Consider the following 17,146-nt stretch of genomic DNA (forward strand, 5'->3'; position numbering starts at 1 on the left):
GTTTTTTTGATCTTTTCTAAGGCATTTAACTTACGCTGATGAAGGGTGATGAGGGAGTAAATTTTATTAAATAGCTTATTTATTTTGTGTCTTTCGGAGAAATTTTTAGTTAACGTAATTTTATAATTTTTTATTATCTCTGAAGTTAAATTTGATTGTGTACCTGATGATGAGAGACTATTCCATAATTTAAGTAATTCCATTCTTTTAAGTGCATAAAAAATAAAATCTCTTAAATTCAATTCATCACTAAAAACCATATTAAATATAGCCTGTGAGGTAGAAATGTTATTCTTTAATATTGCCACCTTTCCGATTGAAGCATACATCGCTAATGAAATAGAGTCTTTCGGAACTATTCATGCTGATGAATTTTTTAAACCTTTTAATGTTATATTTTTCTCAGTTTTATAAATATATGTGTCAGAATTAGAAATATCAGTAATTGATAAAAAAGGTATATCACCATCATAAAATTCCTTATTGCTCGATAGCGGAGTGCCACCAGACTTTCCAAATTGATATAAATTCCCCAACCTTTCCTGTTCTCAAGCGTAATGCTAAAGATAAAAAAATAAGGTGTTAAAGTTCTCCGAAATGTGTTAATCTAAAGATGATAAACCTAAGTTTATAGAAGAACTCAAAGAATTAATCGTAGATTTCCTTTCTAGTTTTAAATTAGCATAAAAAAACTACCACATAATTTGGTAGTTAATCTTAATTATTATTTAGCCATTTGTTCGGCAACTTCTGCGGCAAAGTCAACTGTTTTCTTTTCTATTCCTTCCCCAACCTCATATCTTTTAGCACTAACTAAAGTCAAGTGAGAATCATTTAGATACTGTCCAACAGTTTTAGTATCTTCCATTACGAAGGGTTGATATAATAAAACACCTTTTTCGTTTAATTGTTTTCTTAGTAAACCTTCCTTAATAGATTGTTGAATCTTTTCAGGCTTATTTGCTAGAGCAGGTGATGCATCCAACATATCATGAATACCCTTTAACTCAACTGGACACAAACATTGTTCTGTTAAATAAGATGGGTTAAGGGCAGCGATATGCATCGATACATTTCTTAATGCTTCAGCATTCATACCCTTACCCATAATAATCGTTGCCACTCTATTATTAGCATGAGTATAGCCGGCCACAATTTCGCCTTCCTTAGCAACATATTTTAGCGCTCTTCTTAATGTTATTTTTTCACCAATTTTTGCTGTTAATAAACTAGTTTGATCCTCGATTGAAACACCATCAATTTTAATTGCCTGTAATTCTTCATCACTGGTAAAATCATTTACCAACAATGATTCACCGATTTTATTTGCTAATTCAATAAATAATTCATTTTTAGAAACAAAATCTGTCTCAGAATTAAGTTCAAATATAACTGCAACGTTATCTTTAACAACGGCTCTAACGATACCTTCGGCTGCGATTCTTCCAGCTTTTTTAGCAGCCTTTAAAATTCCTCTTTCTTGTAATCAGTCGATTGATTTTTCAACATCATTGTCATTAGCCTCAAGTGCTTTTTTAACATCTAAAAATCCTAAATTCGTTCTTTCTCTTAATTCTTTAATTTTATTTAAATCGATTGACATATATACCCTTTCTTATACTTTGAGATAATTTATTTTTCCTCAGGTGTTTTCGAAGATTCTACTGGTTTATTAAATCTTCTTTCTCTCATTTCTCTCATTTCGCTTGTTCTAGGATCTTCTGGTAAAACAATTTCCTCATTAGTTTTATAAGCAAATAATTGAGAACCACCTCTAGCAGAAGCGATAGCATCAGCTAAAATTGTAATAATTAAAGTTAATGATTTTGCCGAGTCATCGTTTGCTGGAATAACAAAATCTACTAAATCTGGATTTGAATTTGTATCATGAATTGCAAAAACCTTTAAACCTTTTCTCTTTGCTTCTCTAATAGCAATTTCATCTTCAACAGGTGAAGCAACAATCATAACTTGTGGCATCTGCGCTTTATTAGCTAGTTTTCTAATACCACCAAGGTTCTTTTGCAACTTAGCAATCTTCTTATCATTTAGAAGACCTTCTTTTTTAGTATATCCTTGATATCCATTTTTTTGCAAAGCTTCTAACCTGTCAAGTTCCTTAACACTCTTAAAAATTGTTTGCGAATTTGTTAAAGTTCCGCCCAATCAACGTTCAGTAACATAAACTGAATTAGTTCTTGCTGCTGCTGCTTCAATAGCAGATTTAGCTTGTTTTTTAGTACCAACTCAAATAAATGAGATTGGTTTTTGAGCCATTTTATTTAATAGTTTGTATGCATATTCTAAAGTTTTTTGAGTTTTAGCAATATCGATGATATGTATACCTGATCTTTTTCCATAAATGTATTGTTTCATCTTTGGATTTCAACGGCTTACTCTATGACCAAAATATGTTCCTGCTTCTAATAATTTTTCTCTTGAAACAATAACGGGTTCGCTAGATACTGCAGTTTTTTGTTCAACTTGTTTTTGTTCAACTTGTTTTTGTTCTGTTGTCATTTTTTTAATCTCCTTTTTAAGATATAAATAAAAATAAGTTTGTTTTTTCTCCCTATTGTTTCTAACAATCAACACCAAAAAAGGCACATGCGATTGAATTCACAATAGTGTTTGATAAATTAATTTTGTTTTTTCATAATCTATCGATACTTTTATAAAAAGTACTTTCAAATTTTAACACAATTTTATTAAAAAAATAATAAGTTAGAAGACTGAAATTTATATGGTGGATTAATTATGTGAATGATTCAGTGCATACCAAAGGATTGACAAATATAAAAAAATAGAAATTTAAATTTGAATTTGATCAACAATAAGGCGTTTTGTTATGATAATTCAAAATTTTTTTGTATAAAAATACATTTCTTTTTTAGCTTAATAGAAGTAAAAATTAGGTATAATAAAAACACTTTTACATAAGATAAAAATTTAATATTGAGGTTTTTTATGCAAAAAAGCAAAAAGAAGAAGATTTTAATAGCAAGTATTTCCAGTGTTTCAATGCTAGGCATTATAGGGGCTGCTGCGGGAATAGGATATGCTACTTTTTTAAAAAACAACAAACAGCAGCAAGAAACACAAGACTTAATCACGGCTGCTAAAAATTTAGTTGCAAACATAGTGAATGAGGATAGCAAAAGAGATTTTTTAAAACAAATTAATGATCCTAAATTTAGACAATATTCGCCTAAAAATTATGCTACTCTACAAATTATTTTAAAAAACATAAAAAAGCAGATAGAAGAGGATAGAGCATTTGTTTTATCAAAAATTAATCAACTAAAAAACAACGAAATAAAAAACAATCTTCTCAATCGTTTTCAAAATAACAATAATGCTGCAAACCTAAAAAATATTTTAGAAGAAACTAACAGACAATTAATATTGCAAGAAAAAGTAAAAAGTTTGGAATTAGCTAAAATAGAACTAAATGCCTTGATAAAAGATTTAAGTAAGGATAAAAAAGAAAAATTTATCATCCAAATAAGTGAAGCTAAAACACTAGAAGAAATAAATCTAATTAAAAAAAATATTATTGATTTCCTATCAAAAATAAGTACTGAAGATCAACTATTAAAAAATAAAATAAATGCCCTAATCGAAAAAATTAATGCATCTGATATTTCAAACAATGATAAAGAAGAACTAACAAATAAAGCTAAATTAGCTACGAACAAAAATATCGAAGAAGTTTCAAAATTGCTAGATTTAGAAATAAACAAAGCAATTCTAAAACAAGAAGTGTTAATTTTGCTTAATAAACTTTCCAAAACAAAGCAAAAATACAAAGAATTAAAACAAAAATTTAGTAATAAAGACGCAAACGTCGACGATTTTAATGATATTAAAAATCAAGTTAATAGTTACTTAAATAAACTAAAATCCGATGTAGAAATATTGCTTGATTCCTTTCAAGATGATAATTTAAAAAGGCAATTAAAAACCGAATTAAGTAGTGCTGATAATGAAGAAAAAATATTAGATATTAAAGCAAAAATTCTTGCTCATCAAATGAAACCGGATGTGCAAAAATTATTAGAATTAATTTCAAGACTTTCTAGTAAAAATCCATTAAAAAAAGAGTTGTCAGACCAACTAAACCAACAAAATATTAATGCAAAAGAAATTGACAACATCATTAAAAAGTTAGATAATGAAATTCAAAAAATTTTAGACAAAACTGCTAAAAACATAGAAAAGCTTGATGGATCACCTAAATATAATGAATACCAAAATGAAATTAAAAAAGGCAATATAACTGAAGATGAGCTAGAACAAATTAGCAATGATGCCAATAGTATCTTTGATGAATATAACCAAAAAGCAATTGTGTATGTAAATGCTCTTAACATTGAAATAACAATCAAAAACAAATTATCAACCTTAATTAAAACTTCTAAAAATATAAAAAATAGTGATTTTTATAAATCAAAAGCAAAACTATATAATGATATATCTTCAATTCATGACATTGATAAACAAGAAAAACTAAAAAATGAACTAGAAAAAATTTCTTTCACAAATAATGATTATCGTGATCTTTTTGGCGAGTTATCACAAAAAATTAATAATGAAATAAGCAAGCAAAATAATAATCCAAATGAAGCACCACAAATACCATCTCCAAACGTGCCGGATATAACTCCATCACCAGGCATAGATGTACCTGCTCCTAACTATGAAAAAATAAATGATAGTCAAGCATTACTTGCCGAAGCTCAAAAACAAATATCAACAGTAAATGAATTCTTTGAAAAAACAGATAATGATCCTGAATTGGTCGATGAACGCCATAAGCTTGCAATAGCATATACAAACTTAATAAAATATCGCGACCGCCAAAGAGATTACAATAATAACATCGAAGAATTAAATGATGCTCTAAAAGAATTTAAAACACAGTTATATAATCTAAGCCAAAAATTTAAGAAGGCTATTAGAAACCATGAGCTTCAAAAACTTAATACCGATATAAACTCAACAACTAATAATTCTAAAACCGATTCACCAAAGCACAGTCTAGGTTTTGATTTAATATTCAATAAATCTACACAAAAATTCAATGATGCTAATGCTATTGTCACCCAAACACCTTATTATAAAAAGAAACTTCAAGAATTTAAAAACTATCTAAAAACAGCTAATAACAACACTGGTTTAGATTTATCAAATAATCGCTTAGATCTTGGTTTTTTAAACTATCTTAAGGAAGTTGGTATATATGGAGAATATGGTGATAATGATGAACAAAAATGACGTCAATTCTTTAATGGATACAATAAAGAACATATGATGAAAGCTTTGTTCCTTGGCACTTTTGATACTATACCCAACAATTCTATCGAAATTAAGCAAGATGAGAATATTGCTAATAAAATTAAGGGAATTATAAGAAACAACCCTTTTGGCTATCTTCCATCTAATCTAAGTCAGTTTCTTTATTATATCGACTTAGATACAATCAAAAAAATGATAGACTTTAATCAAGAAATTGAAGAAATAAAGGCTAAACATAATGATTTAAGTGGCGAAATAACATTATTATTTAAAACTAAATCTGCACAATTTAGACATCTAACACTTAACACAAGCAATTCATTACTAAGAAAAAATGATGATTTTTATCAATACATCTATGATAGGTCATTCTCACTAAATTATAAAGGTATTTATACAGTACGGCCACCCTTTGGTGGAAGTCCTTCGCAACGCTATACAAGTACTTCTGGGACAGCATGAATTGTAGACAGAATTGATAATAAAATAACAACCAATAAAAATGGTGGCGAAGAATATGAATTTTTAGTTGCAACCAATGCCCACGTCGCATCATTAACTCATATCTTTGACAAAAGTATTGTGTACAACAAAAATACAGATAAAAAAAATATTAATAACTTTGTTGGAAAACTAGACCCTAATTTTAATTTCAATAAGCATAACTATGAAACCACAACCAATGGTGAAATTATTAATGATTATCAAAAATACTTTAAAAAATCGCTAAACACACATCAGGGTACTGATACAAAAAGTCAGTATTTAGATTGGATATACTACACTCCAAGATTTAGCTCGAAAGGATTAAGAGCAAATCGGGCTGTCACAAATTTCTTTGATGAACTCACAGATGTCAATAACCGCCTTGGGACAGTTAAAAATGGCGGAGCTGATTTTGCAATTCTTAAACTAAGATTCACTAAAAATAATATAAGGGATCTATTTCCTACCCTATACGAAATTTTAGATACACCAGCCGAAAAGGATTGATATATTGGTTTTGGTAATGAAACAAATAAGCAAAAGAATCACGAGAGCCCTATCCAAACTCATTTTGTGCTCGGTTTTCCAGATGTCAATGGAACAATTAAATTAAATGCTGCCAGATCACAAGGTGGCTATATTGAAACAAAAAACCGTGTTGTTGATAATGATAAAAATAACAAAGATAACTTTAATAGCTTATGGGTAAGATATAACGAAAAAGAAAACAAAGATTGAAATAGTATAGACAATAAATGAATGGACTATGAAAAACCATTTGGAAAAGCATCTGAACACGGAATGCCTAAAAATATTCTCCAACAGATGACAACACTATATCTTGACAATGAAAAGAACGAATCACTTGACAGCGGTTCAAGCGGTTCGATGGTAATAGATTCAAGATTTAATTTAATTGGAATTAATTTTATTCATATTGTCGAAAGTGACAATTCTGAAAACAGGGGTAACCAAATTATCTTGTTTAGAGGCGAAAGTGAATATGATCCAAAAGAATTTTCAGGTGATATAAAGCATGATTTCATAACAAAACTTGAAGTAGATAAGCTTAAAACTATTAAGCTAAACCCTAAAATTTAAATCAAAAAAAATATCCCCAGCTTATTGCTGAGGATTTTTAATATATAAAATTCAATAATTTTAGATAGTTACTATCACATAACATCTTTACGTGATAAAGGCATTGACATGCAACGTGCATTACCCATACCTAATGATAATTGGTTACCATGGAATGGAAGAACCTTGATTCCAGCAGCTTCTAAGGCAGCGTTTGTCTTTTCGTTACGTGAATAACCAATAACAACACCTGGTCTAATTGCTAGATAGTTTGTACCATCAAAGTGAGTTTCTCTTTCAATTTCCATTTGTGAAGCACCTTCACCAGCAATTGGAATTAAGATAGGTTTTTTGTTAATAATTGATTCTAATAATTGTTCTAGTGGTAAACCATTTTCCATTGGTTGTGGTTCTTCTCCACCATTTACTAAATCATAGTCTCAGAATTTAAATACATCATTAGCAATAGGCGAGTATAGGAATTTATCCTTGTCCAACATTGTTAGTCATGTGTCTAAGTGCATCAAGTTTGTTCATTTAGGAACATTGATTGCAACAATACGTTTGAATTCACATTCTTTATTAGCAACAATATTCTTAGCTAACAAGGTTATTGTTTGTAAATCGGTTCTTTCTGAAACACCAACTACTAAGGTTTCGTTGTTGTAGATAAATACGTCTCCACCTTCGATTGATAATTTTAGAGATGGGTCGTAGTATCATGGTGTGTTTACAAGTTTAGGGTGATTTGAAAATACAAACCTTGAGAATAATGTTTCACGTTGTCTAACTTTGTAACGCATGTAGTGAATTGTTACACCATTACCAACTGATGCAAATGGGTCACGGGTAAAGTATAGGTTTGGCATTGGGTCAACGATTAATTCGTGATCTGCTTCAATACCTAAATCATACTTGGTGATTCCAGCCATCATAATTTCAACTAATTCTCTTGATGACATTTTTGATTTTAAGAAGTTTCTTACAACCATTTTGTGTTCTTCTGAAAGAACAGGTTCTGAGTCTTCTAAAAATTCTTCAATTAATTTGTCTTTAGCTTCTTGTGATGCTAAATCATATGTTTCTGCAACTAGGTCAGTTAGTTCAACAACATTGATGTCGTTAGCTTTTAATTCTGATACAAATTGTTTGTGTTCTTTTCTTGCATCATGACTTTCTAAGATAGCTGAGAATAATAATTCATCTAGTCTAGCTGGTGTAATGTAGTCAATTTCACGCCCTGGTTCGTGAACTAAAACCGATTCTAATTCTCCGATTTCTGAATAAACGTGAATTCCTTTAAATTTACTGTCAAATACAGACATTTGTTTCCCTTTCAAATAAGTGATGTTATTTAGCGTATAAAAAAGTGCAAATAAATGCTCTATTTATACAATATTAATTATACTACACTTTTATTTTTTTTGGGTTTTTATACTAATTTAAACTAAAAAATAAAAAATAATAAAATAAAATAAGAGATTTGAGACTTGACAATACCGGAATTTTTAAGTTTTTAGACCTTATTATTAGTTGAAAAAATAGAATTTTTTTAACATTTCATATTTTTAAAATTCCTAATAAATTTAAATAATAAGTATTTATAATTATAATATATTTAATACAAGGTAAAATATATACTTATTGTAAATAAAGAGGTTATATGACAGAAGAAAAAGAATATAAAACATTACTTGATATTACTGAAGAAATTCTAAATGAAAAACAAAATTTAGATTTCTATAATTTATTTAATTCAATACAAAAAATTCTATTAGAAAGATGAAGAAGTGAAAGTATTGATACTAGTACTGATGAAGAAATTTTACTAAAAAAACGCGGGGAATTATACCGTTTACTAACTGTAGATGGAAGATTCTTTCACAATGCCGATGGAACATGAACAACAATTAGACCTGACTATAAAAACTAAACTTATTTTGTTTGGTTTTTTATTTTGTTTATGATAGTTAATGCAAAAGAATTATTAAAAAAAGCATATAAAAACAAAGATGTTGTGTTCCATATTAATATTAACAATTTAGAATGAACTAAGCAAGTTTTGCTTGCTGCTAACAATGCAAATAAACCGATTATTTTGGGAGTGAGTTCATCTGCTGCTGAATATTTTGGCGGTTACAATGTTTGCTATAGTGTCGTGAATTCTTTAATACAGGATTTAAAAATAACAATTCCCGTTTGTCTTCATTTAGATCACGGAACATATAACGATTGTATTAAAGCAATCGATGCAAATTTTTCATCTATAATGTTTGACGGAAGTAAATTACCATTTCTTGAAAATCTCAATATAACAAAAAAACTTTATAAAATATGCCAGAAAAAAAATATTTCACTTGAGTGTGAAATTGGGAGAATAGGAGGAACGGAGGATGGTATCGTCAGTGACGTTGTATATACAAAAATTGAAGAAGCGATTGAGTTTAAAAATGTGGGTATTGATATGCTTGCTATTGGTATTGGCAATATTCATGGGGAATATCCAAAAAATTGAAAAGGTATAAACTTCGAATTACTAAATCAACTAAATCAAGCTCTTCAAATGCCGCTTGTCTTACATGGCGGTTCGGGAATTAGTGATGCAGATATCAAAAAATGCATTCAAAATGGCATTGCAAAAATTAATATAAATACTGAGTTACAAATAGAGAATGCAAAGGCACTTAAACACTTTCTTAAAAACAATAATATAATGGAAAATAAAAACTATAATCCGAGAAAACTTTATAAAAATAGTAATATGGCTATTTACAATAAAGCATTGGAGATATTAACCAAATACTAATGAAAAAAAATATAAAAAGATTTTTATTATCAAGTCTAATAGCTCCTAGCCTTCCGATAGCTAGCTATATGCTAGTTCAATGCACAATAGAAAAAAATAACGATACACAGAAACTATTAAGAAAAATAACCGAATATAAAAATACAATTAGTAAAAATGTCATAGATTTAAAGTTATGTAATGAGATTGCAGACATTACAAACGAGGATTCAAAAAGCTATTCAAGAAAAAAAGACCAAACCTTTTTAAAGCAACTAATAATTATTCTAGAAGACATAAAAAAATTTCCAATAAATAATCAAGCATTACCAATAAATATTGATAAATTAGCGAATAAATTAAAAGTAATAAATGAAATTTGAATTTCTATCTTCAATAAGCATAGCCTATTAAATAAGAAAGAACACAGCCAAATAACTACAGCGTTTTTAAAAATTAGATCTTTGCTTTCCTTTAAGAAGGTTATTGATACAGAAGTCTTTGACTCAATAATTAAAAAATTCATTATTTTAGCTAAAAAAATAAGAAAAACTTATACAAAAAAACTTTCACAATGAAGCGAACAAGAAATATCGTTATTAAAATTCTTATTTAAAGATTTCCAAATTAATGATAATAAAATAAATAATGGTGACCTTGATGAAATTTTTAATAACGATTCCAAAATAGATAGCAACGAGAATAGTCAAGATAAAAAAGATATAAGTGCAGAAGATAGCAAAGACAAAGAAATATACCTAACTAGTAAATCTATTTATGTTAATAACAAAGAATACCTTCTATCTAATGATTTTAGAGAAAACAATGCCACCGAAGTATCTGCTTTTAAGATAAATGATGGTGATACTGCTGAATTAAAAAACATAAAAAATAATAAAACTTTTAGATTCAGGTTTTCTGGTATCGATACACCAGAAACATGAAAAAAAGTAGGGCAAAAATTTGAACCAACAGTTGGGTTACAATTTAAATATGGTAAGATTGCAAAAAACTTTACAACAAGAAATCTTCTTGAAGCAAGAAAAATTTGAGTAATTCCCCAAACAACAATTAGTGACCAAAATAAGGATGAAAATAAGAAATTCTTTGATGCTTATGGTCGAATTGTCGCAATAATTTTAGTTTATAAAAACGACGGTTCAATAATTTGCATCAATAAAGAACTCATAAAAAACGGCTTTAGCAAAGTTTCTTATATATCTCTTGATAAAAGAAGCAAATATTACACAAAAAATGAAAACTTTTATTTTTGATTAAAGAATAATGAAAAGGAAGCAAGATACCAAAAATTGGGAATATGGTCAGATAATATTAAGGAAATTTATCCTCCAAAAAGAATAAAATAATAAATATTTACTTGTCTTCCTTATTATTTCACATAAATTAACTTATATTAGTATATAATTAACAATGCTTAAAATAGGTATGGGTAAGTACTCAAGTGGTCGAAGAGGCGGTCCTGCTAAGACTGTAGGGGTGTATAAAGCACCCGCGGAGGTTCAAATCCTCTCTTACCCGCCATTTTTTATTTATTCTTTTGGCCCCTAGAAGCAATAAAAAACACCAATCAAGTGGTGTTAAATAATTATATTTTAGAACAAAAGCTACATTTTTTCAGGAGTTTCTAAATCCATTAACTTCATCGCATCAAATAAAACTATTTTAATAGCTTTAACTAAAGCCACATAGCTTTCCTCGTTTTGAGATCCAATAACCTTAACATTTGAATAAAATGAATTAAATGCTCTAGCCAATTTTAGTAAATATGGTGGCAATAAATTAACCTTGTATGTTTTAGCCATTGTACTAATTAAGTCTGGATATTCCTTCAATTGAGCTACTAATTTTTGTGAAAATTCATCAGTTAGATTGGTTGCTATAGGGTTAACATAATTAAATTTTTGCAATAATTGAGCACAACGAGCATGAGCATATTTAATAATATACATCGAATTGGATTCATCTGTACTTGTAACTTTTTTAATATCAAAATCAATTTTTGAATTGTATGATCTTTCGATCAAGAAAAATCTAATTGCATCCTTGCCAACTTCATTCATTAATTCTCTTAATGTTAAAGACGTTCCCAAACGTTTAGACATTTTAATTTCTTTGCCGTCTTTCATAACTCTTATTAGTTGGAATAAGATAATTTCTAATTGATCTCTACGGTATCCTAGATCTTCAAACGCAAACTTGACACGTTCAACATAACCAGAGTGATCCGCTCCTCAAACATCAATAATAATTCCTTTTTCTGAGTCTTCAAGTTGTCTAAATTTTTGTTCATGATAAGCAATATCTGCACAAAGATAGGTTGAATCACCGTTTCTTTTAATAATAACTCTATCCTTATCATCTCTACCACCACTTGTGGTTTTTAATCATGTTGCCCCATCTTTTACGTAGGTGGTTTTTAATCTTCTTATAGCAGGTCAAACCAAATCATTTTCATATTGCGCTTTTTCTGAAGTATATATATCAAATCACACACCAAATTTCTTTAGATCTTCTTCAATATTTTTTAGAGCAAATGTTCTACCAAAATCTCTAAATAATAATTCGATTTCAGGTGTATATTCTACACCCTTATATTCTTCGTTATGCATTTCATAAAATGCTTGTGCAAATTCTATAACATCACCACCGCGATAAGCATCTTCTGGTAGTTCATATGAAGGATTAAATATTTGTTGATATCTTGAATAAATTGATACTGCTAATTTATTCATTTGGTTACCATAATCATTTACCAAATATTCCCTAATAACTTGGTGTCCGGCTTTTTCTAAAATGTTGCATAGTGTAGCCCCAATTGCGGCATTTCTAGCATGACCAATATGTAGATAGCCAGTAGGGTTTGCAGATACAAATTCTACATTAATCTTTCCTTTTCCTTCTTTAGAAAGACTTCCAAAATTTTTTCCAAGTTTATTGATTAAATTAACTGTATCTGCAAAAACTGAATTAGATACTCAAAAATTAATAAATCCAGGCTCTGCTATTTTAATTTCACTAATTTGACTAAATTTATTTAAATCAATATTTTTAACAATCTCTTGGGCAATTTCAATTGCCTTTTTGCCTAATTCTTTTTGCAATGTTAGTGCAATATTGGTAGAATAATCTCCGTAGTTTTTAGCCTCCGTTAATACTACAGGTTTATTTATCTTTAATTTGTTCAATGCTTCTTTAATTGAACATATAATAATTTCTTTTGCCGATTCCATAATTTCCATAATTTATTATTATATAATAAATTGTTTATTTTAAGGATATATCATATATAATGTTTTCATGAAAAAATATTATTTATGTGGTCCAACAGTTTATAACTATCCTCATATTGGAAATATAAGACCATGTGTTACATTTGATATCCTTATAAGAGCCCAAAGATTTCTAGGAGAAGAAATATTTTATCTTAATAATATAACTGATATAGATGACAAAATTATTAAAAAGGCTATAGATGAAAACAAAAGTGAACTAGAAATAGCAAAAAAATATGAAGAATATTATCTTGATTTATTCAAATTGTTTAATCTTGAAATGCCAAATAAAATAGTTAGAGTTACTGATTCATTAAATGATATGTATGAATATATACAAAAAATGATAGATAAAAAAGCAGCATATAAAGTAGGCGGCAACGTTTTTTTTGATGTCTTAAAATTTAAGGAATTCTACGGTTCTGTTAGCAAACAAAAAATTGAAAATTTAATATCAGATGATGATAATAATGAATTAAATAAAAAAAATAAGCAAGACTTTGCTTTATGAAAGGAAACTAATATTGGTATAAAATTTGAAAGCCCTTTTGGCCCGGGACGTCCTGGTTGACATACTGAATGTAGTTGTTTCATATCAAAATATTTTAAAGGCGAAACTATTGATATCCATGGTGGAGGTATTGATCTAATTTTTCCGCACCATGAAAACGAAAATATTCAACATTATTCAATATACAATAAGCCTCTTTCACACAACTGAATTCATTTTGGAACACTAAACTATAAGAATCAAAAAATGTCTAAGTCAATAGGAAATCTTATTTTTCCCCATGATTTTTTAAAAAAATACCATCCGGATACTTATAAGCTAATGATATTAAGTACCAATTATGCTAAGCCGATAAATGTTAGCGATGAATTATTTGATTCATTGCAGAAACTTATAAATAAGTTTATTGTCATTAATAATACTGTCCAATTAAAAAACAATACTTATAAAATTAATAAAAATAAAGTTGATGAAATAATTAAATTGTGTGCAAAATTAAATTTTGCGCAAGCAAATAAGGAAATAATACAACTTTCAAAAATAGAAGAAAACTTTAATACATTCCTAGAAATAATGAAAATTCTTGGTTTTAGTTTTACAAATAAAAAAATCAGTAGCAAAGACCTCACTCTTTATAATCAATGACAAAAATTATTAGATGAAAAAAAATATATACAGGCCGATAATCTAAGAAAAATATTAAAGGATAAGAAATTAATATAATGAAGAACTTTATATATGGAAAAAATTCAGTCCTTGAAGCTATCGAAAATGATTTTCCTATTAAAAAGATATTTCTATTAAAGGGATTACAAAATAATAAAATTAAAGCCAAAAATATAACCTATCTACCAGCAAGTGAAATGAATAAGATAGTCAATGGTAATCATCAAGGTTACATTGCAGAAATTGAAAGTTTTAATTATCATGATCTTGGTTCAATTTATAAGGATAAGGCTGAGACAATTTTAATTTTAGATCATATACAAGATCCACAAAACTTCGGAGCAATAATTCGTTCAGCTAATGTTTTTGGAATAAGACATATTATCATACCTAAAAACAGAAGTGTAGACATAACTCCGGCTGTTTTAAAAACCTCGTCCGGTGGATTCAAAAATATCAAAATCATCAAGGTTGCTAGCTTGTTTGAAGCTATTGAAAACCTAAAAAATAATGGTTTTTGAATATATGCAACAGCACTAGATAAAAAAGCCAAAACAATATCAAATACAAGTTTTAGCTTTCCCGTTGCCTTAATTATGGGTAATGAAGAAAGCGGAGTATCAAAAACATTACTAAAACACGCAGATGAAGTGATTTATATACAACAAGATTTTGATTCTGTTCAGTCATTAAATGTTTCTGCTGCTACCGCTATTTGTTTGTATGAATTGTACAATCAAAAAAATAGCAAAATAAAATAGTTGGGATTGCGTCCCAACTTTTTTATATATAAATTTAAAATTAATTTAAAGTAACTTTTGTACCAATTTTTTCGGCAATAATGTCTTCTAAATCTTTTAAATCTCCGATGAATGCAGCCTTTCCGCCTTCTTCAACAAACTTAATAGCAGCTTGCACCTTTGGTAACATACTTCCAGGAGCAAATTGTTTTTCTTCGATGTATTTTTCAAGATCAGCTTTTGTTGCGTGTTTTAGATCTTTTTGTTCTGGTTTTCCGTAGTTTACTTTAACGTAGTCAACTGCAGTTAAAACAATGAAGTAATCTGCATTTGTTAAGGCAGCCATCTTTGCTAAAGCAAAATCCTTGTCAATAACTCCATCAACTCCATTGATAAAACCATTTTCATCCTTAACAGTAGGGATACCACCACCACCACCAACGATAACAGTAGCTCCAGCTTCAATAGCGTTCTTCATTTGGTTAATACCAACAAAGTTAATTGGTTTTGGCGAAGCGACAACCTTTCTAAAACCACGTCCAGCATCTTCAACAATAACGCTATTAGGATTAGCCATTTCTGCTTCTTCTCTTGTCATAAAGAAAGGACCAATAGGTTTTGTAGGATTTTTGAATGCAGGATCCATTGGATCTACTAAAGTTTGAGTCAATAGATATAGCACTTCTTTTTCTTCTAATCCTTCTTCCTTAAATGCATTGGTAATTGCATTAACCATATGGTATCCAATGTATCCTTGTGACATAGCGCCAGCTTCTGGTAAAGGAACTAATGGTGATTTAGGATTAACTGATGCAGCACTAACAAAACCATTGAAAATCATGCCAACTTGTGGTCCATTTCCGTGGCCAACAATAACTTCATGGCCGGCCTTAACTAATTCAGCAATTTTTTTCGCAGGAATTTTAACTAATTCTTTTTGTTCTGCAGGATTATTTCCTAACGCATTCCCACCTAAGGCAATAACGATTCTACTCATAATTAATATCCTATTGTAGCTAGAATAACAGCCTTAATTGTGTGCATACGGTTTCCAGCTTGTTGAATTGATTTATTGTATTTTGATTGGAATACTTCGTCAGTAACTTCCATAGCTCCGGTTGCAACAACTGGGTATTTTTGTCCAAGTTTTTCTTTGATTTCTGATGAGAATAAAGTTTTATCATCATGGAATGCAGGTAAACAGTGCAAGAAAATAACACTTTCTTTTGCTGCTTTCATCATAGCCATATCAACTTGAAATGCACCAAGTTCTTGAATACGTGATTCAAATAGTTCAAATGGTTCACCTAATGATACTCAAACGTCTGTATAAATAGCATCAGCATTCATAGCAGCCTCAATCTTGTTATCTGAAAATGAAACTGATCCGCCGTTACGTTCAAAAAGCTTTTGAACAGCTTCATAAACATCTTTATGGTTTGGTCCGCTTTTAACAATTTCTCATTGTGATTTAGGACCACATAAAACAATATGAACACCAAAGAATGCAGCACCAATCATTAATGAACGAGCAACATTGTTTTTAATGTCACCTGCGAAAACAATTTTCTTTCCTCTTAGATCACCTACGAATTCCTTAAATGTTAAGTAGTCAGCTAACATTTGTGTTGGGTGTTCAGCATCGGTTAAACCATTTCAAACTGGAACACCTGAATATTTAGCAAGTGCTTCAACATCTGTTTGTTTAAAACCACGGAATTCAATACCATCATACATTTGGCCTAAAACCATAGCTGTATCTTCAACTGATTCTTTTTTACCAAAATTAGATCCTGTAGGTCCAATGTATGTACAGCTTGCCCCTAAATCAGCGGCAGCAACTTCGAATGCACAACGTGTTCTTGTTGAGTCTTTTTGGAACATAATAACAATGTTTTTTCCTGTTAAAGGACGATTGTTAATATGTAGCCCTTGCATTTTAGCTTTCTTTAATTCTCAAGAAAGATCTAAAAGGTAATTGATTTCATCGGTTGTGAAGTTTAGAGCTGTATCTAAACTACGACCTTTTAAATTCATTGGCATATTATAAAATCTCCTATGTTTATTTGGTTATATATTTAATATTTTTAGATAGACTTTTTATAGTTTTTAAGTGTTTTTTGGTTATATAAAACACGCTAAAATTATAGCAATTTTTTTATTTTTTTAAATAGTTATAGCTTTATTTAGCCTAAAGTAAAAAATAAATGAAATTTAAAAAGAACAAAAAATATAAGCTATTAAGCTTATACTCTATAAATCAGTAAATTGCAATTCAATTCTTAGG

Annotated in this window: 13 protein-coding genes and 1 tRNA gene; 7 read left to right on the forward strand and 7 right to left on the reverse strand. The window is 29.0% G+C overall.

What is annotated here, in order from left to right:
• The 3 genes from ACWXVK_RS02775 to rpsB all read right to left on the reverse strand — a co-directional run.
• Positions 1-536, reverse strand: a 536-nt coding sequence (locus tag ACWXVK_RS02775; RefSeq protein ID WP_456017185.1) for a restriction endonuclease subunit S, incomplete at its 3' end; no start/stop codon positions are given.
• Between the two features lie 188 nt (positions 537-724).
• Positions 725-1,603, reverse strand: coding sequence for a translation elongation factor Ts (gene tsf / locus ACWXVK_RS02780; RefSeq protein ID WP_444705000.1), 879 nt, complete (start codon positions 1,601-1,603; stop codon positions 725-727).
• A 29-nt stretch (positions 1,604-1,632) separates the two neighbouring features.
• On the reverse strand, positions 1,633-2,520 hold the full coding sequence (gene rpsB, locus ACWXVK_RS02785) for a 30S ribosomal protein S2 (RefSeq protein ID WP_455994643.1): 888 nt from the start codon (positions 2,518-2,520) through the stop codon (positions 1,633-1,635).
• Positions 2,521-2,967: 447 nt separating this feature from the next.
• Between rpsB and ACWXVK_RS02790 the strand changes: the two genes are divergently transcribed.
• Positions 2,968-6,885 carry an MAG2960 family serine endopeptidase lipoprotein gene (locus ACWXVK_RS02790; RefSeq protein WP_456017186.1) on the forward strand — a complete coding sequence of 1,306 codons (3,918 nt, stop codon included), beginning with the start codon at positions 2,968-2,970 and terminating at the stop codon, positions 6,883-6,885.
• 71 nt (positions 6,886-6,956) lie between these two features.
• Here the strand turns inward: ACWXVK_RS02790 and arcA are convergent, their stop codons facing one another.
• A complete protein-coding gene (arcA, locus tag ACWXVK_RS02795) occupies positions 6,957-8,189 on the reverse strand; it encodes an arginine deiminase (RefSeq protein WP_438340628.1) in 1,233 nt (410 codons plus the stop codon).
• A gap of 338 nt (positions 8,190-8,527) precedes the next feature.
• On the opposite strand from arcA, the gene rpoE reads away from it, so the two are divergent.
• From rpoE to ACWXVK_RS02815, 4 genes are all read left to right on the forward strand, one after another.
• Positions 8,528-8,797: a DNA-directed RNA polymerase subunit delta gene (gene rpoE, locus ACWXVK_RS02800; RefSeq protein ID WP_438340627.1), complete on the forward strand. Its 270-nt coding sequence runs from the start codon at positions 8,528-8,530 to the stop codon at positions 8,795-8,797.
• A 30-nt stretch (positions 8,798-8,827) separates the two neighbouring features.
• Complete coding sequence (locus tag ACWXVK_RS02805) at positions 8,828-9,670, forward strand: class II fructose-bisphosphate aldolase (protein WP_456017187.1); 843 nt, start codon at positions 8,828-8,830, stop codon at positions 9,668-9,670.
• On the forward strand, positions 9,670-11,016 hold the full coding sequence (locus ACWXVK_RS02810; protein ID WP_456017188.1) for a thermonuclease family protein: 1,347 nt from the start codon (positions 9,670-9,672) through the stop codon (positions 11,014-11,016). The genes ACWXVK_RS02805 and ACWXVK_RS02810 overlap by 1 nt, the downstream gene beginning before the upstream one ends.
• 81 nt (positions 11,017-11,097) lie before the next feature.
• Positions 11,098-11,191, forward strand: a tRNA-Ser gene (locus tag ACWXVK_RS02815).
• An 83-nt stretch (positions 11,192-11,274) separates the two neighbouring features.
• Here ACWXVK_RS02815 and argS read toward each other — a convergent pair.
• Positions 11,275-12,909, reverse strand: a complete 1,635-nt coding sequence (gene argS, locus ACWXVK_RS02820; protein WP_456017189.1) for an arginine--tRNA ligase — start codon at positions 12,907-12,909, stop codon at positions 11,275-11,277.
• A gap of 58 nt (positions 12,910-12,967) precedes the next feature.
• Between argS and ACWXVK_RS02825 the strand changes: the two genes are divergently transcribed.
• Both ACWXVK_RS02825 and rlmB read left to right on the forward strand, forming a co-directional pair.
• Positions 12,968-14,176 carry a class I tRNA ligase family protein gene (locus ACWXVK_RS02825; RefSeq protein WP_456017191.1) on the forward strand — a complete coding sequence of 403 codons (1,209 nt, stop codon included), beginning with the start codon at positions 12,968-12,970 and terminating at the stop codon, positions 14,174-14,176.
• A complete protein-coding gene (gene rlmB, locus ACWXVK_RS02830; RefSeq protein ID WP_456017192.1) occupies positions 14,176-14,880 on the forward strand; it encodes a 23S rRNA (guanosine(2251)-2'-O)-methyltransferase RlmB in 705 nt (234 codons plus the stop codon). The genes ACWXVK_RS02825 and rlmB overlap by 1 nt, the downstream gene beginning before the upstream one ends.
• Positions 14,881-14,920: 40 nt before the next feature.
• Here rlmB and arcC read toward each other — a convergent pair whose 3' ends face one another.
• Together arcC and argF are read right to left on the reverse strand one after the other, a co-directional pair.
• Entirely contained in the window at positions 14,921-15,856 is a 936-nt protein-coding gene (gene arcC, locus ACWXVK_RS02835) for a carbamate kinase (RefSeq protein WP_438340621.1), read from the reverse strand.
• A gap of 2 nt (positions 15,857-15,858) precedes the next feature.
• Positions 15,859-16,902 (reverse strand): ornithine carbamoyltransferase, encoded by a 1,044-nt coding sequence (argF, locus tag ACWXVK_RS02840; RefSeq protein WP_438340620.1) that lies wholly within the window; start codon positions 16,900-16,902, stop codon positions 15,859-15,861.
• Positions 16,903-17,146: the final 244 nt, after the last annotated feature.

This window comes from Mycoplasma sp. 3398 (genome assembly GCF_053851555.1).